Genomic DNA, 25,599 nt, shown 5'->3' with positions numbered 1-25,599 from the left:
AATGTGACGGGAGACAACGCGATGACGCCGCAGGAGCGGGACACGGTCCGGGAGGGAACGGCCGGCGCTGCCGGCGCGGACGGCAGGGCGGACACCGGTGCCACCACCTCCACCGCCTTCACGGCGCTGACCGGTTTCACCGGGGACGCGCGGCCCTATGCTGGCGGCGATCCCTACGCGGACTACCGCAAGGCCGCCTTGCCCTTCGCCGGGCTGGCGGACCTGGCCGACCGGCGGCTGGGCGCCGGGGTGATCGCCGCCAACGACGAGTTCTTCGCCGAGCGGGAGAATCTGCTGCTGCCCGGGCCCGCGGGGTTCGACCCCGAGCGTTTCGGCCACAAGGGCAAGGTGATGGACGGCTGGGAGACCAGGCGCCGCCGCGGCCGGTCCGAGCGGGCGCCGCACCCCGATCCGGACGACCACGACTGGGCGCTGGTACGGCTCGGGGCGCCGGGGATCGTGCGCGGGATCGTCGTCGACACCGCGCACTTCCGCGGCAACTACCCGCGGGCCGTCTCGGTGGAGGCGGCCTCCCACTCCCTGTCCGCCGCACCCGGGGACCTGCTCGACCCGGAGGTGGAGTGGACCCCGCTGATTCCCCGGACCGAGATCGGCGGCCACGCGGAGAACGCCTTCACCGTCCACCTGGAGCGCCGCTTCACCCATCTGCGGCTGCGCCAGCATCCCGACGGCGGCATCGCCCGGCTGCGGGTTCCCGGCGAAGTGGTCCCCGATCCGGGCTGGCTGGCCGAACTGGGCACCTTCGACCTGGTCGCGCTGGAGAACGGCGGCATGGTGGAAGACGCCTCCGACCGCTTCTACTCGCCGCCGGAGCACACCATCCTGCCGGGCCGCTCCGGCAGGATGGACGAGGGCTGGGAGACTCGCCGCCGCCGCGACAGCGGGCACGACTGGATCCAGTACCGGCTGGTGGAGCAGGGCCGGATCCGGGCCGTGGAGATCGACACCGCCTATCTGAAGGGCAACGCCGCGGGCTGGGCGTCGCTCTCGGTACGCGACGGCGCCGACGGCGCGTGGGTCCAGTTGCTGCCCCGGGTCCGCCTCCAGCCCGACACCCTGCACCGCTTCCTGGTCGACCGGCTGCCCGCCACTCACGCCAGGATCGAGATCTTCCCGGACGGCGGCATCTCCCGGCTGCGGCTGCACGGCTCCCTCACTCCCGGGGGCGCGGCGCGGCTGGCCGAACGGACCGGGGCGATCAGTTAGCGAGCCGCGGCCGGAAGCCCGGAAGCCCGGAAGCCCTGACGAGGGGTCACTCGCCGCGGAAGAGCGCCAGCAGTTCGTCCTTGCCGAACATCTGGGCGGTGTCGACGGCCGAGGGTGTACCCGCGGTGGGGTCGGCGCCGGCTTGGAGCAGCGCGGTGATCACGTCCTGCTCGCCCTTGAAGACCGCGCCGGCCAGCGGCGACTGCCCCCGGTCGTTGATCCGGTCCGGCTCGGCGCCGCGCTCCAGCAGCGCGCGCACCGCCCCCGCGTGCCCGTGGTAGGCGGCGAGCATCAGCAGTGTGTCACCGCGGTCGTTGGTGAGATTCGCGGAGACCCCGGCGTCGACATAGGCGGCCAGCTGGGCCGCGTCGCCCTGCCGGGCCAGGTCGAAGAGCCGGGTCGCGAACTCGACGAGCTCGGGATCGGGGGCGCCGGCCGGGTCGTTCGCGGGGCCGGTGCCAGGGGTCGGATCGGGGGTGGGCTCGGTCATGGCCCCACCCTACGCAGGGCAGCGACCGTCGAAAAAGGAAATCACCACACGCCGCGAGGGACCGTCGCCGACCCGGACGTCCAGCGGTACGCAGGCGCGCCCGTCCCCGGCCACGAAGAACGCGCCGATGAAGACGGTGGAGGCGCCGGGGCAGCCGTGGAAGGACACCGAGGGGGCCGGGGACATGCCGTAGCCGATCCCGTACTGCAGACCGACCCTCGCACGCTGTTCGGCCCCGATGGTGACGGTGACCGGCCGGGAGTCCTGGACCTCGGAGTCGACGCGGTAGTGCCAGCCGTCGGCGTTGTGGACCCCGCGGGCCTGCTGGTCACCGTCGGCCAGCGCCGCGGCGCCGTGCAGGATCAGGCCGCCGGCCGACAGATCGTTCCTGGAGGCGGGCGGCGCGGCCGAGGCCGGGCCCGAAGGGGCTCCCGACTTCGCTGGAGCGCCGTGGGCCGCCGTCGGCGGCCGGTAGGTGCTGGTGCCCTCGACGCACTCCACCGGGCGCGGATGCGCGATGCTGCCCACCGGCGGGGGAGCGGAGGCCACGGCCGGCGGCGCCTTGTCGGCCGGCTCCGAACCGCCGGCGGTGCAGCCGGCGAGCAACGCCAGCGCCCCGGCCGCCACTCCGGCCGCTCGCCACCCTCGACCTGACATGGGCATCACCCCTCCGTCAGGACGGTACGTCCTCAACCGAGCGGCGGCCAGACCACCAACTGCCGTACGAGATCCTGATCCCCCGATATCCGCAGCGCGGGGCCGTCCCACGGGACCCGGCGGTAGAGGGCGAGCAGCAGCTCGCTCGCCGGGCCGGACAGGGCCGCGCCCGGCCGCGGCCGCCCGCCCGTACCGCCGCGTATCGCCGAGGCACCGGTCGAGTCGAGGATCAGCGTCCAGGACGGGCCCTCGTCGGTGGCCAGCAGGACACGGGCGGGCGAGTGCGGCCAGCCGTCCATCGAGCCGAAGCCGACATGCAGGAACTCGTCCAGGGCGTCCAGCGCCACCTGCGGCGGAAGCGGCTGGGCGGCGCCCGCTGCCTCCTGCGCGTCCCGGGTGTGCACCGCCGCCTCCTGCACCTGGTGGCGGGCCACCGCGCCCGCAGTGGCCGGATGGCCCGACTCCGCCCACCACGTCCAGCAGACGGCGTCCGGACCGGCCGCCCGCAGGGCGTCCAGCAGCAGCGTCGTTGACCGCGCCGACCACGCGAGCAGCTCCTCCGGCGGCCCGCCGTCCCCCGCCGCCCCCTCGGCGGGCGGGCGCCGCGCGGGGCCCGCCGCGACCACCGCCGCCCAGAACCGCTGCACCCGGCCCAGATGCGCCGCCAGCTCCCGGGTCGTCCAGTCCGGACAGCCCGGCACCCGCGCCCCGGGGTCCGCCGACTCCACGCAGGCGCGGAACGCGGCGGAGCGCTCCTCGATGAGTGCCAGCCGGTCGGCGAAAGGCGTTCCCGGGAGCGGGGCGTGCGAAGTCGTCATGGCGTCCGTTGTAGCAGCGACCACCGACATCCGACCCGAGCGCGGAATCGTCATCGCGCCGAGGTCCCGACGCCCCGTCAACCGCCCGTCCGGCCCCGCCCTTCGGGTGATCCGGACGACGACGGGCACTGGTCAGCCGGCCGGGAAAGCTGTTCCATGGTCATCAGCCGGCCGCCGCAGCAGAGGCGGCCACCCGCGGCAGGATGAGGTGGCCTTGGCTACGACCGTGCGACGTACCGACCTGAGTCTTCCGGCCGCCCCGCTCGGCCCGGAGAACCCGCTGCCCGCCCTGCGCCCGCCGGACGGCATCCACCGGCCGGGACCGCGCGACCGCGGGGGACTGCCCGCCGACATGGCCCGGCAGATCGGCTGGGCCCCGCTGCGGTCCTTGACTCCGGTCCGGATGCTGGACGGCTACGGACGCGACCGCGCGCCGACCCGCCTCGACGCGCTCGTCATCGAGAACGAGCGGGTCCGCGCCACCGTCCTGCCCGGCCTCGGCGGCCGGCTGTACTCCCTGTTGCACAAGCCGACCGGACGTGAACTGCTCTACCGCAACCCGGTGTTCCAGCCCGCCGGCTTCGCGCTCGCCGGTGCCTGGTTCTCCGGCGGGGTCGAATGGAACCTCGGCGCCACCGGCCACTGGGCGCACACCTGCGCCCCGCTGCACGCCGCCCGCGTCCCCGCCCCGGACGGCGGCGAGATGCTGCGCCTGTGGGAATGGGAGCGGCTGCGCGATCTGCCCTTCCAGATCGACCTGTGGCTGCCCGCCGAATCCGACTTCCTCCACGTCGGCGTCCGCGTCCGCAATCCGCACGACCGCACCGTCCCGGCCTACTGGTGGTCCAACATCGCGGTGCCCGAGACCGAGCAGACCCGGGTGCTGGCCCCCGCCGACGCCGCCTGGCACCTCGGCCACACCCGGACCCTCAGCCATGTGCCCATCCCGCGAGGCCCGGAAGACCGGCGAGGGCCGGGAGACCACCCGGGCCAGGGGGAAAGCCCCGACCTCACCTACACCACCCGCTCCGAACACGCCGCCGACCACTTCTTCGACATCCGGGACGACGACCGCCGCTGGATCACCGCCCTCGACGGCGCCGGCCGCGGCCTCGTCCAGACCTCCACCGACCTCCTGCGCGGCCGCAAGCTCTTCCGGTGGGGCCAGGGCCGTGGCGGCCGGCGCTGGCAGGAGTGGCTCACCGAACCCGGCACCGGCGGCTATCTGGAGATCCAGGCCGGCCTGGCCCGTACCCAGCTCGAACACATCCCGATGCCCGCCGACTCCTCCTTCTGCTGGCTGGAGGCGTACGGCCCGCTGGCAGCCGATCCCGCGCTCGTCCACGGCCCGGACTGGGCGGCGGCCCGCGCCGAGGCCGCCCGCGCCCTGGAAGCAGCCCTCCCGCGCGCCACCGTCGAGGCCGCCTGCGCGAGGTGGCTCGACGTCGCCGACGCCGAGCCCAAGGAGATCCTGGCGGCCGGCTCCGGCTGGGGCGCCCTGGAGGCCGAACGCGGCCACCACGACCTGCCCGGCACGCCCTTCCCGGCCGACACGCTCGGCGAAGCCCAGCGGCCCTGGCTGGAGTTGCTGCTGACCGGCGTCTTCCCGCGGCCGCCCGCCGACACCGCGCCCGGCCCGGGCCCGGTCTCCCCGCAGTGGCGCGACCTGCTGGAATCCGCCGACACCCGCCCCGGCGACGCGTGGTTCCGCGACTACCACCTCGGCATCGCCCAATGGGCCGCGGGCGACCGCGCCCAGGCGGTCCGCAGCTGGGAGCGCTCGCTGGCCGCCCATCTCTCGCCGTGGGCCCTGCGCGCCCTGGCGGTCGCCGAGACCGAGGCGGGGGAGACCCGGCGGGCCGCCGAACGGTATCTGGCCGCGTACGACTGCCTGAGTACGGCCTTCCTCGACCGTACCGACTGGACCGAGGACACCGCCGAGGAGGCCCGGGCCGTCCAGCGCGCCCTGCTGCGGGAGGCGGTGCCCGCCCTGCTGGCGGCCGGTCGCGCGGACGACGCGGAGCGCGTCCTCACCCAGCCGGCGGCCGGGGGCGGCGAGCCGTTCGACAGCGGCCGCGTCCGGCTGCTGCGGGCCGGGACCGCGCTCGCCCGGGGCGACGCGCCCGGCGCCCGCGCCCTGTTCGACCAGGGCTTCGAGGTGGCTGACCTGCGGGAAGGGGCGCTCGAACTCAGCGAGACCTGGTACGCCGTGGCCGAAGCGCTGCTGGCCGGCGACGGACCGGTGGACGACACCGTCCGGGCCCGCGCCCGGGCCGAGCACCCGCTGCCCGCCGCCTACGACTTCCGGATGGGGGCGGAGGAGTAACCGCCCGGCAGACCCGGCGGCGCGTCACGCCTCCGGCAGCGATCCCAGGAGCGCCGCCCGCTCGTCGTCCGTCAGCTCACCCGGCCGGCGGCGCTCCCGCGCGAACACGTTGGCCAGCCGCTGCAACGCCTCGTTGACCGGTGTCGGCACCCCCACCCGGCGGCCCAGCAGCACGATCTCGCCGTTCAGATAGTCGGTCTCGATCGAGCCCGTCCCGCGCACCAGGCTCTGCCAGGACGAACCGCCGCCCCGCGCGGCACCCTTCATCGGCTGGACCAGCAGCTTGTCACCGCGCTCCCGGGCCCGCTCCTCCTCACCGATGTACGCGATCCCCGCCGCGTCCAGCACCGCCGTGCCCTCCGCCCCGGCCCGGTCGAGCAGCTCCGCCGCGCGGTCGCCCCCGGTCCCTCCCCACACGGCGTCCACCGCGTTGCCCAGGTTCGCCAGCAGCTTGGCGTACTTCCACGCCATGACCTCTTCCCTGACCGGGGCCCCGAACCCCGAGTCGGCCAGGTCGGCCGCGATCCGTACCGTCGTCGCGTCCGCGCCCGAGGGGTAGCGCCCCAGATGCAGGATCCCGGTCAGCGGCGCGCACGGTGCCTGCACCACCCCCGGTTCGAGGTGACCGGAAGGCAGCCAGACGCACATGGCGTGCACATCACGGAAGCGGCGCAGCGCCAGCCGCTCGTTCTCCACCCCGTTCTGCGCGCACACCACCGCCGGCCGGTCGCCGTACCCACCCCACACCTCCAGCGCGCCCGCGGTGTCCTGGGTCTTGACCGCCAGTACGAGGACATCGTCGTCGCGGGGCGTCAGCTCTTCCGGACCGTCCGCCACCGGTACTGCCAACTCCCGCGTGCCGTCGGGGAGTTCCAGTCGCAGTCCGCGCTCCCGCAGCGCTCGTCCATGGGCGCCGCGAGCCACCAGGACGACCTCGCGACCGCTGTCGAACAGCCGTCCGCCGATCGTCCCGCCGACCGCCCCCGCGCCGATGATGATGTATCGCATACCGGCAGGCTCGCACATGTCCCCACCGGCCCGCCGAGCCCCCCGCTCAGGCCGCCAGCCGGGCGGCGAGTCTCGCCTTGGCGTCCGGCCACTCCGCGGCGAGCATCGAGAAGAAGACGCTGTCCCGCCAGGTCACCCCGTCCGAACGCAGCCGGTGGCGCCGCCAGACACCCTCGCGCACCGCGCCCAGCCGGGCGATGGCCTGCTGCGACCGCGTGTTGAGCAGATCGGTCTTCCAGGCGACCCGGCCCATGCCGAGTTCCTCGAAGGCGTGCGTCATCAGCAGCAGCTTGGACTCGGTGTTGACCGCAGTGCGCCAGTGTGCCCGGCCGTACCAGGTCCAGCCGATCTCCAGCCGCTCGTCGACCGTGCTCACATCGTGGTACGTGCTCCAGCCGATCGCCCGGCCGCCGGCCCGCTCCACCACCGCGAAGGCCAGCCCGCCCGCGGACTCGGAGGCGGCGACCACCCCGGCCGCCAGCGCGCGCAGCTCCCGCTCGCTGCGGGGCGGCTCGGCCGGCAGCCAGCGCCACACCTCCTCGTCACCGCCGCCCGCCGCGAAGAGATCGGCGGCGTGGCCGCTGGGATCGAGCGGCTCCAGGCGTACGAAGCGGCCATGGAGGACAACGGGCGACACGCTCTTGGCGACCATGCGGGCACGGTAACCGGCCGGCTCCGGATGAGGTCAAAGCGTTTTCGGCCGCCGGACGGCATGGTCGGCGGCGCTCCGGGTACGCGCCGGGTTCAGCCACCTCGACAGTCTCAGCGGCCCCGGAGGACCCACAGCGGCACCGTTGAGCGACCTCTACCCAGACCTCGGACACCCGATCTCGGAAGACCCGACCTCGAAGCGACGCGGCGAGAGGAAACCGGCATGACCGACATCAACCCGGACGGCATGAACCCCGACGGCGCCCTGCCCCCGGCACAGCGCGCCCTGCACGAGATAGCCCAAGGCAGCGAGAACGTCATCGCGCTCAGCACCCTCGCGGTGAGCGAGGTCCTGCTGCCGGTCCCGGCCCTCGACGAGTTCCCGGAGGACCCGCAGGGCCCGGGGAACACGGCGGGCCCGGAGAGCCTGGAAGGCCCGGGCGGCGCGGACGGCTCCGCCGCCGCCGAACCGCCCCGTGAGATCCAGCTCCCGGTCTACGAGCAGGACGACGGCCGGCAGCTGGTCCCGGTCTTCACCTCCGAGACCCGGATGGCCGAAGCGCTGCCCACCACCCGCCGCTACCGGCTGGTGCAGCTCGCGGCGCTCAGCGGCGCCTGGCCGTCGGACGAGCTGATCCTGTCGATCGACACCGGCAGCCCGGACGCGCTGAGCATCTCCGGCGAGGGTGTGAAGGCGCTGGCCGGCCTCGTGGGCGGCACCTGACACCGGAAGCGGGACCGGACCGGAACGAGCCGCCGGGACCCGGCCCCCTGCCAGGGGGCCGGGTCCCGGCGCCGTCAGGTCCGCTTCGACCGCTGCGACCGTCCGCCGCGCCGCCCGCCCCGGTAGACCACCAGGCCCCCCGGCACCTTGTCCAGCACCAGCTCACCGGGCGCGGTCGCCACCTCGCCGTCATAGGCGAGATGGACGCCCTCGCCCGGCACGCGCACCCGCAGCCGGGGGACCACCGCCACCGAGTACACCGGCGAACCGGTCAGTACACCGGTCAGCGCGGCGCCCATCATCCGGGTGCGCGCGAAGGGACCACCGTCCACGATCCGCACGTCCAGCGCGCCGTCGGACAGGTCGCGCCGCCGTACCGGCGCCGGACCCCAGCTGGAATACCGGCAGTTCCCGGCGAACAGCAGCCACACCGACCGGGGCCGGCCGTTGATCTCCACATCGACCGGCGAGCAGGTCCGCAGCACGTGCACCGCCGCCAGCACACTGGCCGGCCAGCTGCCCACCCGCCGCGACCAGCGCTCCCTGACACGTACCAGATCCGGGTACGAGCCGATGCTGAAGGTGTTGAGGAAGGGCGCGCTCTCGCCGCTGACCGCGTCGGTGTAGCGGGCCACGTCCACCGTCGAGGCCCGGCCGGCCAGCACGGCGACCGCGGTGTCCTCCACCGACTCGAAGCCGAGGTCGAGCGCGAAGTGGTTGCGGGTGCCGCCGGGGAAGACCGCCAGCGGCAGCTCGTGCCGCAGCGCGATCGCGGCGGCCCGCGCCACGGTCCCGTCGCCGCCGCACACCCCCAGCGCGCCGCCCGCCTCCAGCGCGGAGCGGGCCGCCTTCTCCAGCAGCTCGCCCAGATCCTCGTCCTCGGTCCGCTCGGTGACCGAGGCCTGCGGGAGCACCGTGCGAATCCGCTCGGCGGGCGTCATCAGCAGCGGTGGCGGCCCGGAGGCGGCGTTGACCACGACATGCAGGCCCCCGCCCTCCTCCAGTGACGGCGCCCGGGTGGCCGGACCGGGCTCGGGCTGCGCCGAGGTCGGCGGCAGCAGCGCCCGTACGGTCAGCGCGGCGCCGACCCCCAGCGCGCAGCCCACCAGCACATCGCTGGGGTAGTGCACGCCGGTGTAGACCCGGGAGAAGGCCACGCTGGCGGCCACCGGCGCGAGCACGGTGCCCCAGGCGCTGGACTCCATGGCGGCGCCCGTGACGAAGGCCGCCGCGGAGGCGGAGTGGCCGGACGGGAAGGAGGAGGTGACCGGCTGCCGGTGCAGTCGCCGTATCACCGGAACGGCGTCCAGTATCGGCCTGGCCCGGCCCACCGCGCCCTTGCCGACCGTGTTGGCGGTCAGCGAGGCCAGCGCCAGCGAGCCGAGCCCCCTCGCGGCGGCCCGCCGGCCGCTCCTGCCGCCGGTGACGGCCATGCCGGCCGCCACCGCGAACCACAGCCGGCCGTGGTTGGCGGACCGGCTCAACCGGGGCAGCACCGGCTCGGCGCCCGGCCAGTGCCGGCTCGCCACATGGGCGAACAGCGCCCTGTCCCAGCTTTTCCAGGGATACGTCATGACCGTCCGATTACCCTGCGCCAGCGCCGCCAAGCGGCCGCTGTACTCTCCCCGGGTGAGCAGCGAGAACCAGCCGCGGGACCGGCGGAAGAAGTGGCCAGCGGCGGAACTGGTGATCTTCGACTGCGACGGGGTGCTCGTCGACAGCGAGAAGATCGCGGTCAAGGTCGACGTCGACGTCCTCGCGGCCCTCGGCTGGCCGCTGACCGAGGAGGAGATCGTCGAGCGGTTCGTGGGCCGCTCCTTCGCCGACATGACCGCCGACATCGAGCGCTATCTCGGACGGGCGCTGCCCGACGGCTGGGACACGCCGTACCGGCGGCTGTACCGCGAGGCGTTCGAACGCGAACTCACCCCGGTGGACGGCGTGGTCGAGGCACTGGACGCGCTCACCCTGCCCAGCTGCGTCGCGTCCAGCACCAGCCACGCGGGACTGCGTCACACCCTCGGCCTCACCGGGCTCTACGAACGCTTCGCAGGGCGTGTCTTCAGCGCCGCCGACGTGGCCCGCGGCAAACCCGCACCGGACCTGTTCCTGCACGCCGCCCGCAGTCTCGGCGTCGAACCGGCCCGCTGCCTGGTCGTCGAGGACAGCCGCTACGGCGTCGAGGCGGCCCGCGCGGCGGGCATGCGCTCCTACGGCTACTACGGCGGCCTGACCCCCGCCGCCTGGCTCGAAGGACCGGACACCACGGTCTTCGACGACATGCGGAAGCTGCCCGGGCTGCTGGGGTCCTGACCGCCGGGAGCGGCACTTCCCGGAGCGGGCGGCCGCGCCCGCTCGCGCTGCGGGAAAGCGCGCGCCGGGGGAAGCTGGTCCCTACGGCCCGCACGCTGGTGGGGCCCCCATGCAGCGGAGGTGCGGAATGCGGCTCACCCTCCCGTACGACCTGCGGCCCGACCCCGGTCTGCCGGTGCCCACGTACTGGGACGCGCATCTCGACCCCGCGGCCGGACCGCAGCCTCCCGGCGGCGGACCCGGCCTGCTCGCCGCTGCCGAGGGCTACTGGGCCCGCCGCGGCCTGGCCGCCGACACCGGCCACGTACTGGCCGCGCCCGGCGCGGAGCCGCTGCTGCTCGCGCTGCTGGCCGCGGTGGACGGCGATCCGGTGCTGGCCCGTCCGGCCGCCGCCTGGCAGGCCCCCGTCGCCCGGCTGCTGGGCCGCCGGGTCCACACGGTGCCCACCGCCGCCGAGGGCGGCGGCGTGCCGGACCCCTTCGCGCTGCTGGAGACGGTACGGCGGGCCCGCGCGGACGGCGCCGACCCCCGGCTGCTGCTGCTGTCCGCGGTGGACGACCCCAGCGGGACCGTCACCGCGCCCGAGCTGCTGCACGAGACCTGCGAGGCGGCGGCCGAGGCCGGGCTGCTGATCGTCTCCGACGAGACCTACAGCGACACCCTGCACCACCACCACACGGTGCTGCTGAGCCCGGCCGAGATGCTGCCCGACCACACCGTGGTGCTCACCGACCTGGGCGCGACCCTCGTCCCGGCGTCCGTACCCGCCGCGCTCGCCCGCTTCCCCGGCACCGGCCACGGCGCGGCCTGGCGGCAGCGGGCGGTCGAGGTGCTGGCCGTCCTGCGGGCTGTGCTGCCCGGGCCGGCCGGCGCCGCCACCGCCCACGTCCTGACCGAACCGCCCGAGGTGACCGACCGCAGCGCGGCGGCGAACCGGCTGCACGCCCGGGTGGCGGCCGCCGCCTACCGGGCGATCGTCCAGGCCGGGGCCGTCTGCCGGCCGCCGAAGGCCGGCTTCCAGCTCTACCCGATGCTCGGCGCGCCCGGTATGAAGGCCGCGGTGCTGGAGGCGCGGCTGACCGCCGTCCTCGGCCGGCGCGTGCTCGGCGGGCAGCGCTTCGGCGACGACCCGCTGGAGCCCAGGGTCCGGATCGACACCGGCGCGCTCAACGGCGGCACCGAGACCGAGCGGCGTACCGCGCTGGCCGCCGCCGATCCGGTCGCCGTCCCGCACGTGGCCGCCGCGCTGGCCGCCCTCGGCGCGGCCTTCACCGAGCCGGAGGGGGAGGCGGCGGGCGGCGGCCCGGCCGACTCCCCGCTGCGGGTGCGCCGTGGCTGAGCGGGCGTCTTCGTCCGTGCGGCACCCGGCGAAGCACCGGAACAGCTCCGGCCTGCCCGCGGGGCGGCCCGCGCCGTAAGGGAGGCGTGATGACCCACCAGACCGAGCGCCGGGCTCTGGCCGGTCCCCGTCCGCTGGGCGAGCGCCGCGTCTGGCCGCGTTCCTTCACCGACCGGCTCACCGAACCGCTGCCCGCCGCACGGGACCTGGTCCGGGTGGCGCGCGAGTGCGTGGTGCGGCCGCCCGCCGACGCGCTGAAGGACGTGCCGCTGCTGCCGGTGGCGGACGGGGCGGTACCGCAGGCGGGACCGGACACGGTCAGTGTGACCTGGGCCGGACACGCCAGCTGGGTGGTACGGATCGGCGGGCTGACCGTACTGACCGATCCGGTGTGGTCGCGGCGCATCCCCGGCACCCCGGCCCGGATCACCCCGGTCGGGGTGCCCTGGTCGGCGCTGCCGCCGGTCGACGCGGTCGTCATCAGCCACAACCACTACGACCACCTGGACGCGCCCACCCTCAAGCGGCTGCCGCGCGACACCGCGATGTTCGTGCCGGCCGGACTCGGCGGCTGGTTCCGGCGGCGCTGCTTCACCCGGGTGACCGAACTGGACTGGTGGGAGTCCGCCGAACTGGCCGGCGTGCGCTTCGACTTCGTGCCCGCCCACCACTGGAGCCGGCGCGCCCTGACCGACGGCTGCCGAACACTGTGGGGCGGCTGGGTGCTGTCGGACGGCGCCGGGCCGCGCGTCTACTTCGCCGGGGACAGCGGCTACGGCCCGTGCTTCCGCGAGATCGGCCGCGCGCACCCCGGGATCGGGCTGGCCCTGCTGCCCATCGGCGCGTACGCCCCGCGCGGGATGCTCAAGCCTGTGCACACCGACCCGGAGGAGGCCGTCCAGGCGTTCCTCGACCTCGGCGCCGCGGCGATGGCCCCCATGCACTGGGCCACCTTCCTGCTGTCCAGCGAACCCCCGCTGGAGCCGCTGCGCCGCCTGCACGCGGCCTGGACGGCGGCGGAGCTGGCGCGCGGCGCCCTGTGGGACCTGCCGGTGGGGGGATCGCGGGTGCTGGGGGACTGAGGATGCTGGGCGACTGAGGCGCCGACCGGACCCCGGAGCAGGGGAGTTGACCCCGCAGGACGTGCCGGACACGCCGGGACTCCGGCCGCGCTCAGGGCGCGGGCACCGGCGGTTCGGTCTCCGGACGCCCCGCCGGACCCGCTCCGGGACCCGCCTGCGCACCCTTTCCGGGCCCGCGCAAGCGCCGTACCACCGCCGGTCCCGCCGCGATGGCGAAGGTGAGGCCCACCGCGAGGGCCACTCCCTGCCAGGGCTCGGGGAACAGCGAGCCGCCGAGGACGCCGATCACCTGATAGGCCGCCGCCCAGGCCAGGCAGGCGACCACATCGCCGCGCACGAAGCGCCGCAGCGGCATCTCCGCCAGCAGGCAGGCCACCATCACCGGTATGCGGCCCGCCGGGATCAGCCGGGACAGCACCAGCACCGCGGCGCCGTGCCGGTCGAGCCGGCGCTCGGCCCGCTCCAGCGTGCCCGCGTCCACCCGCTGCTGGAGCCGGTGCAGCCAGCGGGAGCCGCCGCGTGAGCGGGCCCCGCGCGATCCCAGCCAGTACAGCGCCACATCACCGATGAAGGCCGCGACCGAGGCCACCGCGAACACCAGGGCCAGGGACACCGGTTCGGTGTCGTGGAAGGCGACCACGGCCGCGCCGGACACCAGCGCCCCGGTCGGCACCACCGGGACCAGTGACCCGAGCACGACCAGCAGGAAGAGCGTCGGATAGCCGACCGCCTGCGTCGCACCGCCCGACGACTGCTGATGCGCCGCCGCCGACGCCAGCAGGCCGATCATCCGGCGCTCTCCCGTCCGGTGCCGCTGTCCCGGCCCTGGCGGCTTTCCGGATGTTCCCGGTGTTCCCGGTGCTCCCGGTGCTCGCCGTTCGCCGGGCCGACGGCGCTGTGCCGCGCGGTGTCCTCGACCAGCACGCTCTGCCCGTGGTCCAGCGGGTGCACCGACACCCCCGGGGCGAGCCGGGCGGCCAGCCGGACGAACTCCTCGCCCGGCGAGTGGAATTCATGCGGCCGGACCCGGTCCAGCCCGATCGGCCAGTAGGTGCCGTAATGCACCGGCACCGCCGCCCGCGGCGCCAGTTCGGCCAGCGCCCGCGCCGCCCGCTCCGGGTCGAGATGCCCGGCGCCGAGGAACGGCCCCCAGCCGCCCACCGGCAGCAGCGCGATGTCGCACGGTCCGACCGCCTCGGCCATCGCGTCGAACAGCCCGGTGTCCCCGGCGAAATACGTCCGGGCCTCGCCCGTCAGCAGATAGCCCAGCGCAGCGACCCGCTGCCCCCCGTACGGCAGCCGCCGCCCGTCGTGCGCCGCGGGCACCGCCCGGACCGTCAGCTTCCCGAACTCCAGTACGTCGCCGGCCGTCACCTCCACCAGCCGCAACCGCTCGCGCAGCCGCCGCAGGCCCGGCACCGCGGCGAGCGCGCCGGCCGGCAGCAGCACCGTCGTCCCCCGGGCCAGCCGCCGCAGCGAGCCCAGGTGCAGATGGTCGGCGTGCAGATGCGACACCAGCACCACGTCCGCCTCGGCCGCGACCGGCGGCGGCACCGCGCCGCGCCGCCTGCGCAGATGTGCCAGCCGCCGGGCGAACAGCGGGTCGGTCAGCACCCGTACCCCGGAATCCCGCACGGTCACCGTGGCATGACCCCACCACGTGATCTCCACCGCCACCGCGCCCGTCCCTTCACCGGCCGGCGCCCGGGCGGCACCTGCCGTAAGCCCCGAGGGTATGCCCTCGCCCGGCCGCGGGCCCGCGGGCCCGGAGCCGACCGGACCTGCTGATATGGCAGGCTGGAGGGGTGCCTCAGCCGGGAGAGAGTCGAAGACGGGCCGCCGGCCGGAGCGCCCTGCGCACCGTCGGACGGGTCCTGGTGGTGTGGGCGGTCTCCTCGGCGACCCTGGCCCTACTGGCGGGCATCCTCCCCGACTTCACGATCGAGGCGCCCGGCGGCGACAGCCCCACCCGGATAGCGCTGACGGCCGGCGCCGGCGCGGGCGCCTTCGGTGTGCTGAGCGCGCTGGTGTGGCCGCTGCTGGTCCGCGCCCTGCTGCTGGTGCCGGCGCTGCTGCTCGGCGCGCTGGTGTTCTTCCTCAACGGCTCGCTGCTGCTGATCGCGCTGCGACTCGTCCCCGACGGCCGCGGCGAGGTGGCCCCGGCGACCGCGGTGGTGATCGCGGCGGTGATGTCGGCCGCCTCCTCCGCCACCAGCACCGCGCTGGCGGTACGCGACGACGCCGTCTACGGGCGCCGGCTGGCCCGGCTGGCCGGCCGCCGACGGCGGCACGCGGGCGACCCGCCGCCGCCCACCGCCCCCGGCACCGTCTTCCTCCAACTCGACGGCGTCGGCCACGATGTGCTGCACGACGCCTTGACCTGCACCCCGCCCGCGATGCCGACCGTCGCCCACTGGCTGGGCGGCACCCACCGGCTCACCCCGTGGCGGACCGACTGGAGCAGCCAGACCGGCGCCAGCCAACTCGCCATCCTCCAGGGCAGTAACCACGATGTGCCCGCCTTCCGCTGGTACGAGAAGGAGACCGGGCAGGTCATGGTCTGCAACCGCCCGTCCAGCGCCGCCGAGTTGGAGCGCCGCGCGGTGGCGCGTACCGGATCGCCCGGCCTGCTCGCCTCGGACGGCGCCAGCCGCGGCAATCTGTTCAGCGGCGGCGCCGAGCAGTCCGCGCTGGTGATGTCGGTGGCGGTGCGCGCGGGGACCTTCAACCGGCCGCGCTCCGGCTACTTCGCCTACTTCTCCGACCCGGCCAACGCGGTGCGCACCGCCTGGTCGTTCAGCGCGGAGGTCGGCCGGGAGATCCTGGAGTCCTCGGCGGCGCGGATACGCGGGGACCGGCCGCGGATCAAGCGCGGCGGGCTGTATCCGCTGCTGCGCGCGTTCGCCACCGTCGTGGAGCGGGACGTGGCGGTCGCGGCGGTCATCGGCGACATGCTGGCCGGGCGCTCCGCGGTGTACGCGGACCTGGTGGCCTACGACGAAGTGGCCCACCACTCCGGCCCGTACAGCAAGGACGCCCGCAAGGTGCTGACCCGGCTGGACGGTTCGGTCCGGATGATCGCGGACGCGGCCCGGTACGCTCCGCGCCCCTACCGGATCGTGCTGCTGTCGGACCACGGGCAGAGCGGCGGGGAGACCTTCGAGGGCGCGTACGGGGTGCGGCTGCGGGAGTTGGTGCGGAGCGGGTGCGGGCTCGTCGAGCACGGGCGGCGGGCGCGGGGCAAGGGCGGCGCGGAGGCGAGGACGGCGGCCCGCGCCGCGCTGCGCAGGCCCGAGCGGGGGCGGCGGGCGGAGGAGGCGGAGTGCGCCGGGCCGACGTCCGAGCCGATCGTGCTGGCCTCGGGCAATCTCGGCCTGGTCACCTTCCCCGACATCGGGGGACGGGCCACCCTGGAGGAGATCCGCCGCCGCAGCCCCGATCTGCTGGACCTGCTCACCGGACACCCCGGGATCGGCTTCGTCCTGGTCAACAGCGCCGAACGCGGGCCGCTGGTGCTGGGACCCGGCGGCGGTGAGCACGAAGTGGCCACCGGCCGGGTGGTGGGGCCCGATCCGCTGGCCCCCTTCGGCGAGGGCGCGGCGGCGGCCGTACTGCGCACGGACGGCTTCCCGCATGTCGCGGACCTGATGATCAATTCGGCCTGCGACCCGGTCACGGGCGCGGTGTACGCCTTCGAGGAGCAGGCCGGCTCGCACGGCGGTCTCGGCGGCCCGCAAAGCCGTCCCTTCCTGCTCCATCCCGCCGAACTCCCGCTTCCCGAGGAGCCCTTGACCGGGGCGGAGGCGCTGCACTCGCTCTTCGGCGGCTGGCTCGCCGGGCCCCGCGCGGAGCCGGACCGCGACCCGCTGCCGCCGGCGCGGGACGGGTCGAGGACTCCATCGTCAACCCTGGGTTGACGGTCCCCGATCGTCAACCTATCGTTGACGTATGACCCAGCAACCGGTGCGACTCGACGACCTCATCGACTACGTCAAGCAGCAGAACCCGGGCAGCGACCCGCTCCAGGACCTCGAACACGCGATGAGCGTGGCCGACCACGTCGGCGAGGTCGCCGACCACCTCATCGGCCACTTCGTGGACCAGGCCAGGAGGGCCGGCGCATCCTGGACCGACATCGGCAGCCACATGGGGGTCAGCAAGCAGGCCGCGCAGAAGCGCTTCGTGCCCAAGCTGCCCGAAGACCTGGAACTCCTCTCCCTGGAGGCGAGCTTCACCCGCTTCACCCCCCGGGCCCGCAAGGCCATCGCCGAGGGCCAGGAAGTGGCCCGCAAGGCCAAGCACAGCGCCATCGGACCCGAGCACCTGATCCTCGGCCTGCTGGGCGGGACCGACACCCTCGCCGCCCGGGTCTTCGCCGGCCTCGGCGTGGACGCGGACACCGTGCGGGCCGCCGTCGCCACCCCCGGTACCGAGAAGAAGCCGCTGCGCGGGCATCTGCCGATCAGCCCCGCAGCCAAGAAGACCCTGCAACTGGTGCTCCGCGAGGCGCTGCGCCTGGGCCACAACTACATCGGTACCGAGCACATCCTGCTCGGTGTGCTCAGCGACGAGCAGGATCCCACCGCCCTGGCGCTCACCGCGCTCGGCGTCACCCACCAGCGCGTCGAGGAGGCGGTCGTGGCGGAACTCTCCCGGCTGAGCGGGTGAGCCGGGACCGTCCCCGGCCGGGCGCGGCGCGCGGCGCGCCCGAGGTGCGGCTCAGGCTTCCTTGCGCAGGGCGAGCAGTCTGTATACGGGATCGGCGCGCGGCACTTCGGGATCGGGCAGGCACGACAGCCGCGCCACGAGTGCGTCCGTCTGCCGCTCGTCCAGGGTCAGCGCCGAGGCGTAGTGGCCGCGGGCCACGTCCCCTGCGGTGCCGGCCGGCGACCGGCCCTGCCCGTGCCCGGTGAAACGGGCTTCGCCCACCCGCCGCAGCCCGTGCTCGGAGGCCACCGCCAGCACCCGCGTCGCCGCGTCGTACGCCTTGCGCTTCCGGTAGGGCGCGAGCAGTTCCTCCACATCGCTGTCCGTCCCGTGCCCGGCGCCCTTGTCGACGGTCGTCACGAACAGGCCGCCGGGCCGCAGCACCCGGGCGCACTCCGCGATCACCGAGGGAGCGTCCGGCAGCAGGTGGAGCAGCCAGACCGAGGTGACGGCGTCCAGCGAGTCGTCGGCGAAGGGCAGCCGGTGGCAGTTGCCCAGGATCATCCCCGAGCCCAGCCGCCCGGCGGCCATCTGCGCCATGGCGGGTGAGCAGTCCACCCCGAACACCCGCAGCCCCGGGCGGATCAGCCGCTCGGTGACCAGACCGGTACCGCACCCCACATCCAGCAGGCTGCGAGCCCGCTCGGGCACCAGCGCGAGAATCGCCCGTGCCGCGGAGCGCGCCCTCGGCACGCCTCCGCGCGTCGCGTCGTAACGCGCCGCCTCGACGTCGTAGTCCAGCATGCGGGAGATGCTATGGCGCCCACATGAACAGTGCTCGCCCCGGCGTCTTGCGAGCCGGTTACGGAGTGGGGCGTACGTAAACTTCACGATTCGGTCCTCCCGCCGTGCCCCGGATCGGTGTCGGCCGGGCCGATCGTCCCGTTAGGGCGCCCTCCGCCCGTCCGAGCCGATAACCTCACGATCCGTGGCGGCGCGTGAGCCGTGAGGGGAGCGGGGGGCCGATGGCACATCCGGACGGCCGGGCGGCGGCGCCGGCGGGGGCGACGGGAACGACCGGGGGCAACGGACCGCGGACCGGTCGGCGTCCCAAACACCCCAGGGACCTCGCGCTGCGGCCCTTCCCGGTGATCAGCGCCGAGGACCCGGCCGCCCAGCGCGAAGCGCTCGCCGGGCTGCGCGCGTGGGCCGAGCAGAGCGCCGAGGACGCCATGGACTGGTATCTGCGCGACAAGAAGCGCAAGCGCACCGGCTCCCGGGTGCTCCAGGGACTGGCCATCGCCTTCGCGGTGGCCGGCACCGCCGTCCCGCTCGGCACGGCCGCGGCCGGCGGCTCCGGACAGGGCTGGGGCTATGTGCTGCTCGCCGTCGCCGCGGGCTGCAAGGGCTTCGACCACTTCTTCGGACTGTCCTCCACCTGGATGCGCGACATCGCGGTCGCGCACTCGCTGCGCGGTGAACTCAACGCGGTCCGGCTGGAATGGGCCACCGACGTCATCCGGGCCGGACCGGCCGGGGCCCGCACCCACGGTCCGCTCGAACCCGCCGAGATCGAGCGGCAGTTGGCCCTCATCGGCCGACTGGTCGCCGCGGTGCGCAGCGAGATCGAATCCGAGACGGCCGACTGGCAGGCCGAGTTCAGCGCCCGCACCCGCCAACTCCAGGAGCAGGGCAGCCTGCCGGCGGCGGATCGGGCTCAGGGGGTCTGATGCGCAGGCTGCTGACCGTGGTGCTGCCCGACGGCACCGAGCACGACATCGCCCTGACCGCGCCGGAGTCGACACCGCTGGCACGGATCGCCGTGCGGTTCACGCGGGAGTGGGGGGCTCCGCCCCAGTCGGTTTCCCGTCAGGAGACGGGCGGCAGGCTTCGGTTGGGCCGAGCCCCCTCGCTCCATACGGCGAGCGGGCCGCTGCCGGGCCGCATGCTCCTCGCCGACTCGCCGCTGCGCGACGGGGTAAGGGTCGGGTTCGGCGGGCCGCTGCGTGGTGAACCAGCGGAAGAGGACGGCGTTTTCGAACTGTTGACGGTCGCTGGACAGGACCTGGGGAGCCTGACCCGTTTCCCCTACCGTGTCCCGGCTCCGGGACAAGCCCCGGTCGACCTGCTGATCGCCGCGAAATCGGGCACCCGCGTCCGCGTTCCCGCCGACGGCCCGGTGCTCGTCTCGGCGTCGGGGCGGAGCCCTGTGATGCTGGGCGGGCGACCGGTCACGGGATGGAGGCCGTGGAACGAGGGTGAACCCCTGCTCGTGGGCGGCCGCGTCCTGGAGTTCCACCGGACACCGGCGCCTACGGTGACCTTCGCTCCGTTCGAGGGCGCCGCGGCAGGCCCCGGAGGCAGCCGACTGGTCCGCCGCACACCGCGACAGCAGGTGATCACCGGCATCCCCGCCCCTGGACGGGCGCGGGCGGCAGACACGCCGCCACGGAACACGAGCCAGCTCATTGCCGAGCTGCTCCTCCCGCTTCGGTCCGTACGCAAAGTGATCGCAATCGGCTCGGCCGTCCGGGAGATCACCGGGGACCGTCACACGTCCCCGGGCCCGGCGGCGTTGCTGTCGATCGCGGGCCTGGGCGGCGGCCGACTGTGGGAACGGCGTCCGGCGGAACCGGACTTCCTGGCACTGCGCTGCGGCCTGTCCGTGATGGCTGTCCCCCAGGGCGCCGTCGACCCGGTCCGGCGGTCGGCGCTGTCCTACCCGGCCGAGCAACTGCTGCTGCTGTCCGCCCGGTTGTCGATGCCCCAGCTCGGTGTCCTCGGCGTGACCGGTCCGGACGAGGGACCGCGCCTGCTCGCCTCCTGGTTCGCCGCGCAGGCCGCCGTCCTGCACAGCCCGGAAGACCTCTCCGTCCAGGTCCTCACCGATCCCGAAGGGGCCGCCCGGTGGAGCTGGCTGCGGTGGCTGCCGCGCCCCGTCTCCCGACCTGAGGAGCGGGACACGCCCCGAGTCTTCGCCGACCCCTCCGAGCAGACTTACCAGGTCGGCCGCCTGCTCAAGCTGGTCGCCGAACGGCGCCGGAGCGGCCGCCACAGCGCGGGAGGCAGCGCCGGCGTGCTGCTCGTCCTCGACGGCGCCCGCCGCCGCCTCACCCTGCCGGGTATCTCGACGCTGCTCAGGGAGGGACCGGCCGCAGGCGTGTACGTGGTCTGCCTGGAGTCCGAGCCGAAGCAACTGCCCGCGGGCTGCGCGGCCGTCGTCGATCTGGAGAAACGGACGATCCAGGCCGCGACCGAGGGCGCCGCGCCGACCGCTTTCCTCCCCGATCTGCCGGCGCCGCCGTGGTTCGAGCAGCTCGGCCGACTGCTCGCGCCGCTGCGCGACGCGGCGGCCGAGGAGCAGGCCCGGGACTTCGAGGCGGTGCCACTGCTGGAGCTGCTCGGTCTGGCGGACCCGGAGCCCGAGTTGATCGCGACGCGCTGGGAGGTGGTGCCGCGCGCCACCAAAGTGGCCGTCGGGCTGGCCGGCGGGCAGCCGTTCGAACTCGACCTGGTCAGGGACGGACCGCACGCACTGGTCGCCGGCACGTCCGGCTCGGGCAAGTCCGAGTTCCTGCGGGCCTGGATCGGCTCGCTCGCGGTGGCCAACCGGCCGGACGAGATGCTGTTCGTGCTGGTGGACTACAAGGGCGGCAGCGCCTTCGGCGGGCTCGCCGCCCTGCCACACGTCACCAGCGTCATCACCGACCTCGACAGCCAGCAGGCCCGGCGCATCCTGGGCCGGCTGGCGGCGGCGCTGCGCGACCGGGAGTCGCTGCTGAGCGAATACGGCGCCAGGGACATCGCCGACTACCAGGCGCTGCGCGACCGGCGCGGGCACCTGCCGCCGCTGCCCCGACTGGTCTTCGTGGTCGATGAGTTCGCGGCGCTGGCCAGTGAACTGCCCGACCTGATCGAGGGCCTGGTCGCCACCGCCGTCCGGGGCCGCTCGCTCGGCATCCACCTCGTCCTGGCCACCCAGCGCTCCGCGGGCGTGCTCTCTCCGGACATCAGGGCGGCCACCAATCTGCGGGTCGCCCTGCGTGTCATCAACGCCGGCGACAGCAGGGACGTCATCGACGCCCCGGACGCGCTGGGCATCTCCCCGGCCAGTCCCGGCCGCGCCTTCGTCAGGACCGGCGCCGACGACCTGGCGCAGATGCAGACCGCCCGGCTCGGTGGCCCCGGCACCGCCCGGTCGCACGGGGTGGAGATCGCCGAACTGATGCCCGACGGCTCGATACCGAGCCCGACCCCTTCCTTCGCGGACCCGGACGGACCCACCGACCTGGACCGGCTGGTCGAGGCGGTCGCCTCGGCCGCCCGGCACCTCGGCGTGGCCGCCCCGCCCGGACCGCTGCCCCCGCCGCTGCCGACCGTCGTCCCGTTGAGCGAGATCCCGGCCCCGGCCGGCGGGCGCGACCTCGCGCCGGTGGCCTACGGCTGGGAGCAGGCGCTGGACGAACTCGCCCCGCAGCCGGCCCTGTTCGACCTGGCCGGCACCGGCTCGCTGTTCGTCGAAGGCATCCGCGGCTCGGGCTGCTCCCAATTCCTGCGCACCTTCGCGGCGGCCGTCGCCCGGCAGCACAGCACCGCCGACGTCCATCTGTTCGGCATCGACTGCGGCGGCGGCGCCCTGCTGGCCCTGACCGCGCTGCCGCACTGCGGAGCGGTGGCCGGGCAGAATCAGCCGGACCGCATCGGGCGGCTGCTCGGCCACCTGAACGCCACCGTCTACACGCGCCGGCAGACCCTGGCCGCCGGCGGCTTCGCGGATCTCGCCGCCCAGCGCCAGGCGGTGCCGACCGCCCAGCGGTTGCCGTATCTGGTGCTGCTGGTCGACCACTGGGAGCTGATGCCGGCCTCCAGTTCGACGTCCGACTTCATGCTCGACCTGACGACGCTGATCCGGGACGGCGCGGACGTGGGCGTACGGGTCGTCGTCACCACCTCACTCGGGCGGTTCTCCCCGGTCCGGCGGGACCTCGCGGTGCGGGACCGGTTGCTGCTCGGCCTGTCCGCCGAGACGTCGCAGCGGTACGAACTCCTCTCGCGCCACGGCGTGATCGATCCGGAGCTGCTCCCGAGAAGCCTCACCCCGGGCCGGGCCTTCCGCCCCGGCAGCGGTGTCGAGATCCAGGTCGCGCTGCTGGACGGCGGTCCCAGCCGCCGGGGGCAGACCGACGCGCTGGACCGGCTCGCCGAGCAGGTCCGGGACCGGGACAGCGGCGTGCCGGAGACCCGGCGGCCGTTCCGGATCGAGGACACCCCCAAGGCCGCCGACCAGTTCCGGGTCGGCGCGGGCACCGGCCGCCCGGTCGGCCGGGAGGACGTACTGGCCTGGCTGCGCGACCGGTACACCTCCAGCACCTCGGCGGCGCTGCTCGGGCCGCGGCGCGCGGGCAAGTCCTGGGTGCTGAACGAACTGCACCGGCGGCTGGTCGCCGACGGCTTCCAGGCGGTGCACCGGCTCGTCGTACCGCAGCCCAGCTCCGCGATCGACAGCCCCGACGCGCTGGCCGTACTGCTGGACCGGAGCGTACGCGGCGCGGCCGGGCCCGCCGAGGCGCTGCTGGACAAGGCCGCCTCCGGCATCGGGGCCGGGCGGTTGATGTTCCTGCTGGACGAGGTGGGCCGGCTGGCCGGCTACGCCCCGGCCGCCGTCTCCTGGCTGCGCGACCTCGGCCAGGCGGGCGCCTGGCTGGTCTACACCGGCACCGAGAAGGACTGGCAGTCCGTCGTACGCCAGGCGCTGACCGTACCGGGATCGAGCTTCGGCAACGACGTCAACGCCCGCTCGCTCGGCCCGCTGAAGGTCGGCGACGCGCTGGACTTCCTCACCGGCACCGCCGCCAACCTCGGGGTCAATCTGCCCCGGGAGACCACCGCGGCCCGGATCGTGGAATCGGTGGGCACCTGGCCGTTCTATCTCCAGGCGGTCGGCGACGCGGTGGTGCGCGCCGTGCAGGACAACGACCTCGCGCCGCTGACCAGCGCCTCCGCGCTGCGCGACCTCATCACCTACCGGCTGCTCGACGAATGGAGCCAGCACTTCAGGGCCCGCTGGGCCGAGATCGGGCGGGCCGGCATGGCCGCGCTGCTCTCCGCCCCCGGCGAACTGCCCGCCGCGCCCTCTCCGGCGCAGCGCCAAGAGCTGCGCGAGGTCGGGCTGCTGGGGCCGGGCGAGGTATGGCTGCACGATCCGCCACTGCTGGAGTGGATCGCCAGGAACGAGAACTCGCTGCGTGACGGAGGAATGTCCGGATGAACGCCTTCCGGCCCAGCCAGGCCTACGATCCCGCGCTGGACATCAGGCTGGGGGAGGGGTGGGCGGCGCCCGGCTGGGTCCGGCCGCTGCTCGACGCCAGCCCGCCCAACAGCGCGGCCTGGCTGGTGGTCATGCCGCGCCGGGCGGGCAAGACCTGGCTGGCCAGGGGCATCGCCCACGCCCGGCCGCCGGGCACCACCACGCTGGTCGACCTGCGGGCGGCCACCCCGGCGATCCGGGCCGCCAGATTCCCCTGGCTGACCGACCCGGCCGCCGAACTCCCGGTGCGGGCGGGCGGCTTGCTGATCGTGGACGAGCCCGCGCTGGCGGCCGGGGGCCTGGAGGCGGCCGGGCTCGCCGAGTGCCTGGACCGGGTGCACCGGGCGGGCGGCACCGCCGTGGTCCTCGCCACCCCCGCCGAACACGACCTGCTCATCGCCCATTTGGGCCCCGACGGCCCGAAGGACGTACGGTCGGCGCCACCGCTGGACGCCGTGGAGCAGGCCCGGATGGCGGCCCGCGCCCCCGACTGGGCCCCGGCACTGATCCATTGGCTGGGCGAGCACGAACCCGCCTGGCTGCACACCCCCTTCCTGCTCGAACTCGCCCTGCGGAGCGCCGAGGAGCGGCCCGGCCGGCTGGACGATCCGGCCGCGCTGCTGCGAGCCGCGGCGGAGGAGGCTCTCGGCGGCCACCATGTCTACATCGAGCAGTGGTTCCACAACGGCCTGGCGCCCGAGCACCGGGCCCGGCTGCGGGCCGGGCGCTGGCGGGACGCGGGGCTGACCGGACCCGCAGCCGAACTCCCGCCGGACGGCCTCACCGAGCGCCTGCGGTTGGCCCAGGACCCGGTGCTCGCCCACCACCTGCCGGAGGTGCTGCGGATCCACCACATCTCCGACCTGCACCACGGCGGCAGCATGCGGAAGAACGTCGATGTCAAGGACAAGGCCCCCGGCGCCCTGGCGATCGCCACCAAGACCGGCGCGGGCAGCCCGATGGACAGCTACCTCCAGCACGTACGGCAGCTGGCCGAGCACGGCCGCGCCCCGCACCTGGTGGTCGTCACCGGCGACGTGGTGGACCGCCCGCTGGACGAGAACGGCGAGCAGGCCCTGGTCTGGCTGCGCGCGCTGGAACAGCTGCTGGCCGACCACCGCGATCTGCCGGCCGGCACCCCGCGCGTCCTGCTGGTCGGCGGCAATCACGACGTGTCCTGGAATCTGGTGCGGGACCCGTCGCCGCAGGCCCGGCACCAGTGGTTCGCCGACACCTTCAGGGACTACCCGCACCCCGATCTGCACGAGGCCGATCCTGGCGCCCGGCGGCTCTACATCACCTTCCCCGAGGTCGGACTGCGGTTCGCCCTGCTCGGCACCGCCGAGTCGGGCGGTGAGGACCGGGGGGTCCCGGACCCGGAGCCGGGGCGGGCGCCCACCGTGAGCCCTGACCGCTCCGAGCCCGAGCACTCCGAGCCCGAGCACCCCCAGCCCGAGCACCCCGCATCCGGCCAACCACTGCCCGAGCCGGACCACCTCGACCCCGGTCTGGTGGCCCGCGGTGTCCTGGACCGGCTGGCCGCCGAGACCGGCTACGTCACGGTGGCCGCCCTGCACCACCCGCCGTCACCGGTGCCGACCGTCGAAGTGGCGCCGTACTCCGGGATCGTCAACGCGGGCCAGGTCAAGCGCGCGCTGTCCGCCGCCGAGACCGCGCTCGTCCTGCACGGCCACACCCACCTCGCCTTCGCCGCCGCCGAACGCATCCTCGGCCTCGACCCGCCGTGGACCATGCGGATCGCCGGCGCGCCCGCGCTCGCCACCAGCGAGACCGAGGAACGCAACGGCTACAACGAGCTGTTCGTGGCCCGGGAGGGTGGTGCCCACGCCTTCGCGCTGCGTACCGTCCGGCTGGACGGCGGCACCTGGACCGCGTCCGAGCCGCCGTACGGCTTCCGGCCGGGCGCCGCGCGGGAGCGGACCGTCCGCGAGCTGTGCCAGGACCGCTGGGCTCCGGGGAGGGCGGCCGGCCCCGAGGACGACAGCTGAC

General features: G+C 74.9%; 19 protein-coding genes and 1 pseudogene. 11 read left to right on the top strand and 9 right to left on the bottom strand.

Translation table 11 applies throughout. From position 1 onward, the window contains the following. The first annotated feature begins 3 nt into the window (after positions 1-3). Positions 4-1,227 carry an allantoicase gene (alc, locus tag ACFO3J_RS05660; protein ID WP_386426694.1) on the top strand — a complete coding sequence of 408 codons (1,224 nt, stop codon included), beginning with the start codon at positions 4-6 and terminating at the stop codon, positions 1,225-1,227. 46 nt (positions 1,228-1,273) lie between these two features. Here alc and ACFO3J_RS05655 read toward each other — a convergent pair whose 3' ends face one another. The 3 genes from ACFO3J_RS05655 to ACFO3J_RS05645 are packed head-to-tail and all read right to left on the bottom strand — an operon-like array spanning position 1,274 to position 3,192. Next, entirely contained in the window at positions 1,274-1,717 is a 444-nt protein-coding gene (locus tag ACFO3J_RS05655) for an ankyrin repeat domain-containing protein (protein ID WP_386426692.1), read from the bottom strand. 9 nt (positions 1,718-1,726) lie between these two features. Then, a complete protein-coding gene (locus tag ACFO3J_RS05650; RefSeq protein WP_386426691.1) occupies positions 1,727-2,374 on the bottom strand; it encodes a hypothetical protein in 648 nt (215 codons plus the stop codon). A gap of 32 nt (positions 2,375-2,406) precedes the next feature. Continuing rightward, positions 2,407-3,192: a maleylpyruvate isomerase family mycothiol-dependent enzyme gene (locus ACFO3J_RS05645; RefSeq protein WP_386426689.1), complete on the bottom strand. Its 786-nt coding sequence runs from the start codon at positions 3,190-3,192 to the stop codon at positions 2,407-2,409. Between the two features lie 226 nt (positions 3,193-3,418). On the opposite strand from ACFO3J_RS05645, the gene ACFO3J_RS05640 reads away from it, so the two are divergent. Next, positions 3,419-5,518, top strand: coding sequence for a DUF5107 domain-containing protein (locus ACFO3J_RS05640; protein ID WP_386426687.1), 2,100 nt, complete (start codon positions 3,419-3,421; stop codon positions 5,516-5,518). Positions 5,519-5,542: 24 nt separating this feature from the next. Here ACFO3J_RS05640 and ACFO3J_RS05635 read toward each other — a convergent pair whose 3' ends face one another. Together ACFO3J_RS05635 and ACFO3J_RS05630 are read right to left on the bottom strand one after the other, a co-directional pair. Next, positions 5,543-6,526, bottom strand: a complete 984-nt coding sequence (locus tag ACFO3J_RS05635; protein WP_386426686.1) for a ketopantoate reductase family protein — start codon at positions 6,524-6,526, stop codon at positions 5,543-5,545. Between the two features lie 46 nt (positions 6,527-6,572). Continuing rightward, entirely contained in the window at positions 6,573-7,178 is a 606-nt protein-coding gene (locus tag ACFO3J_RS05630; RefSeq protein ID WP_386426684.1) for a GNAT family N-acetyltransferase, read from the bottom strand. Positions 7,179-7,400: 222 nt separating this feature from the next. On the opposite strand from ACFO3J_RS05630, the gene ACFO3J_RS05625 reads away from it, so the two are divergent. Continuing rightward, positions 7,401-7,901, top strand: a complete 501-nt coding sequence (locus ACFO3J_RS05625; RefSeq protein ID WP_386426682.1) for an SseB family protein — start codon at positions 7,401-7,403, stop codon at positions 7,899-7,901. 74 nt (positions 7,902-7,975) lie between these two features. Here the strand turns inward: ACFO3J_RS05625 and ACFO3J_RS05620 are convergent, their stop codons facing one another. Continuing rightward, positions 7,976-9,475 carry a bifunctional phosphatase PAP2/diacylglycerol kinase family protein gene (locus ACFO3J_RS05620; protein ID WP_386426680.1) on the bottom strand — a complete coding sequence of 500 codons (1,500 nt, stop codon included), beginning with the start codon at positions 9,473-9,475 and terminating at the stop codon, positions 7,976-7,978. A 55-nt stretch (positions 9,476-9,530) separates the two neighbouring features. On the opposite strand from ACFO3J_RS05620, the gene ACFO3J_RS05615 reads away from it, so the two are divergent. From ACFO3J_RS05615 to ACFO3J_RS05605, 3 genes are all read left to right on the top strand, one after another. After that, complete coding sequence (locus tag ACFO3J_RS05615; RefSeq protein WP_386426679.1) at positions 9,531-10,214, top strand: HAD family hydrolase; 684 nt, start codon at positions 9,531-9,533, stop codon at positions 10,212-10,214. Positions 10,215-10,341: 127 nt separating this feature from the next. Continuing rightward, positions 10,342-11,553 (top strand): aminotransferase class I/II-fold pyridoxal phosphate-dependent enzyme, encoded by a 1,212-nt coding sequence (locus ACFO3J_RS05610; protein ID WP_386426678.1) that lies wholly within the window; start codon positions 10,342-10,344, stop codon positions 11,551-11,553. Between the two features lie 89 nt (positions 11,554-11,642). Beyond that, positions 11,643-12,635 carry an MBL fold metallo-hydrolase gene (locus ACFO3J_RS05605; RefSeq protein ID WP_386426677.1) on the top strand — a complete coding sequence of 331 codons (993 nt, stop codon included), beginning with the start codon at positions 11,643-11,645 and terminating at the stop codon, positions 12,633-12,635. 91 nt (positions 12,636-12,726) lie between these two features. Here the strand turns inward: ACFO3J_RS05605 and ACFO3J_RS05600 are convergent, their stop codons facing one another. Both ACFO3J_RS05600 and ACFO3J_RS05595 read right to left on the bottom strand, forming a co-directional pair. After that, a complete protein-coding gene (locus tag ACFO3J_RS05600) occupies positions 12,727-13,425 on the bottom strand; it encodes a DedA family protein (RefSeq protein WP_386426675.1) in 699 nt (232 codons plus the stop codon). Between the two features lie 122 nt (positions 13,426-13,547). After that, positions 13,548-14,312 (bottom strand): annotated as a pseudogene (locus ACFO3J_RS05595) (MBL fold metallo-hydrolase); the annotation flags it as partial. A gap of 128 nt (positions 14,313-14,440) precedes the next feature. Here ACFO3J_RS05595 and ACFO3J_RS05590 point away from each other — a divergent pair. Both ACFO3J_RS05590 and ACFO3J_RS05585 read left to right on the top strand, forming a co-directional pair. After that, positions 14,441-16,552: a phage holin family protein gene (locus tag ACFO3J_RS05590; protein ID WP_386426673.1), complete on the top strand. Its 2,112-nt coding sequence runs from the start codon at positions 14,441-14,443 to the stop codon at positions 16,550-16,552. A 31-nt stretch (positions 16,553-16,583) separates the two neighbouring features. Beyond that, on the top strand, positions 16,584-17,303 hold the full coding sequence (locus tag ACFO3J_RS05585) for a Clp protease N-terminal domain-containing protein (RefSeq protein ID WP_386426671.1): 720 nt from the start codon (positions 16,584-16,586) through the stop codon (positions 17,301-17,303). Positions 17,304-17,354: 51 nt separating this feature from the next. Here the strand turns inward: ACFO3J_RS05585 and ACFO3J_RS05580 are convergent, their stop codons facing one another. Next, the gene (locus ACFO3J_RS05580) at positions 17,355-18,086 is read right to left on the bottom strand and encodes a class I SAM-dependent methyltransferase (protein WP_386426669.1); all 732 of its coding nucleotides are present in this window, start codon (positions 18,084-18,086) and stop codon (positions 17,355-17,357) included. A 221-nt stretch (positions 18,087-18,307) separates the two neighbouring features. Between ACFO3J_RS05580 and ACFO3J_RS05575 the strand changes: the two genes are divergently transcribed. Genes ACFO3J_RS05575 through ACFO3J_RS05565 form a run of 3 tightly spaced genes read left to right on the top strand, consistent with a single transcriptional unit; the run spans position 18,308 to position 25,598 of the window. Then, entirely contained in the window at positions 18,308-19,012 is a 705-nt protein-coding gene (locus ACFO3J_RS05575) for an SLATT domain-containing protein (protein ID WP_386426667.1), read from the top strand. Next, positions 19,012-23,550, top strand: a complete 4,539-nt coding sequence (locus tag ACFO3J_RS05570) for an FtsK/SpoIIIE domain-containing protein (RefSeq protein WP_386426666.1) — start codon at positions 19,012-19,014, stop codon at positions 23,548-23,550. The genes ACFO3J_RS05575 and ACFO3J_RS05570 overlap by 1 nt, the downstream gene beginning before the upstream one ends. Continuing rightward, positions 23,547-25,598, top strand: coding sequence for a metallophosphoesterase (locus ACFO3J_RS05565; protein ID WP_386426664.1), 2,052 nt, complete (start codon positions 23,547-23,549; stop codon positions 25,596-25,598). Before ACFO3J_RS05570 ends, ACFO3J_RS05565 begins: the two co-directional genes overlap by 4 nt. The last annotated feature ends 1 nt before the right edge of the window (position 25,599 follow it).

Origin of the sequence: Streptomyces polygonati, assembly GCF_042650325.1 — a bacterium.
In the GTDB taxonomy this organism is placed as follows: Bacteria; Actinomycetota; Actinomycetes; order Streptomycetales; family Streptomycetaceae; genus Actinacidiphila; species Actinacidiphila polygonati.
This window is presented reverse-complemented; position numbering and strand designations above follow the sequence as displayed.

Coding starts and splice junctions, on each gene's coding strand:
- ACFO3J_RS05655 (WP_386426692.1), bottom strand. CDS start 1,717: ATGACCGAGCCCACCCCCGATCCGACCCCTGGCACCGGCCCCGCGAAC.
- ACFO3J_RS05650 (WP_386426691.1), bottom strand. CDS start 2,374: ATGTCAGGTCGAGGGTGGCGAGCGGCCGGAGTGGCGGCCGGGGCGCTG.
- ACFO3J_RS05645 (WP_386426689.1), bottom strand. CDS start 3,192: ATGACGACTTCGCACGCCCCGCTCCCGGGAACGCCTTTCGCCGACCGG.
- ACFO3J_RS05635 (WP_386426686.1), bottom strand. CDS start 6,526: ATGCGATACATCATCATCGGCGCGGGGGCGGTCGGCGGGACGATCGGC.
- ACFO3J_RS05630 (WP_386426684.1), bottom strand. CDS start 7,178: ATGGTCGCCAAGAGCGTGTCGCCCGTTGTCCTCCATGGCCGCTTCGTA.
- ACFO3J_RS05625 (WP_386426682.1), top strand. CDS start 7,401: ATGACCGACATCAACCCGGACGGCATGAACCCCGACGGCGCCCTGCCC.
- ACFO3J_RS05620 (WP_386426680.1), bottom strand. CDS start 9,475: ATGACGTATCCCTGGAAAAGCTGGGACAGGGCGCTGTTCGCCCATGTG.
- ACFO3J_RS05610 (WP_386426678.1), top strand. CDS start 10,342: ATGCGGCTCACCCTCCCGTACGACCTGCGGCCCGACCCCGGTCTGCCG.
- ACFO3J_RS05605 (WP_386426677.1), top strand. CDS start 11,643: ATGACCCACCAGACCGAGCGCCGGGCTCTGGCCGGTCCCCGTCCGCTG.
- ACFO3J_RS05600 (WP_386426675.1), bottom strand. CDS start 13,425: ATGATCGGCCTGCTGGCGTCGGCGGCGGCGCATCAGCAGTCGTCGGGC.
- ACFO3J_RS05585 (WP_386426671.1), top strand. CDS start 16,584: ATGACCCAGCAACCGGTGCGACTCGACGACCTCATCGACTACGTCAAG.
- ACFO3J_RS05580 (WP_386426669.1), bottom strand. CDS start 18,086: ATGCTGGACTACGACGTCGAGGCGGCGCGTTACGACGCGACGCGCGGA.
- ACFO3J_RS05575 (WP_386426667.1), top strand. CDS start 18,308: ATGGCACATCCGGACGGCCGGGCGGCGGCGCCGGCGGGGGCGACGGGA.
- ACFO3J_RS05570 (WP_386426666.1), top strand. CDS start 19,012: ATGCGCAGGCTGCTGACCGTGGTGCTGCCCGACGGCACCGAGCACGAC.
- ACFO3J_RS05565 (WP_386426664.1), top strand. CDS start 23,547: ATGAACGCCTTCCGGCCCAGCCAGGCCTACGATCCCGCGCTGGACATC.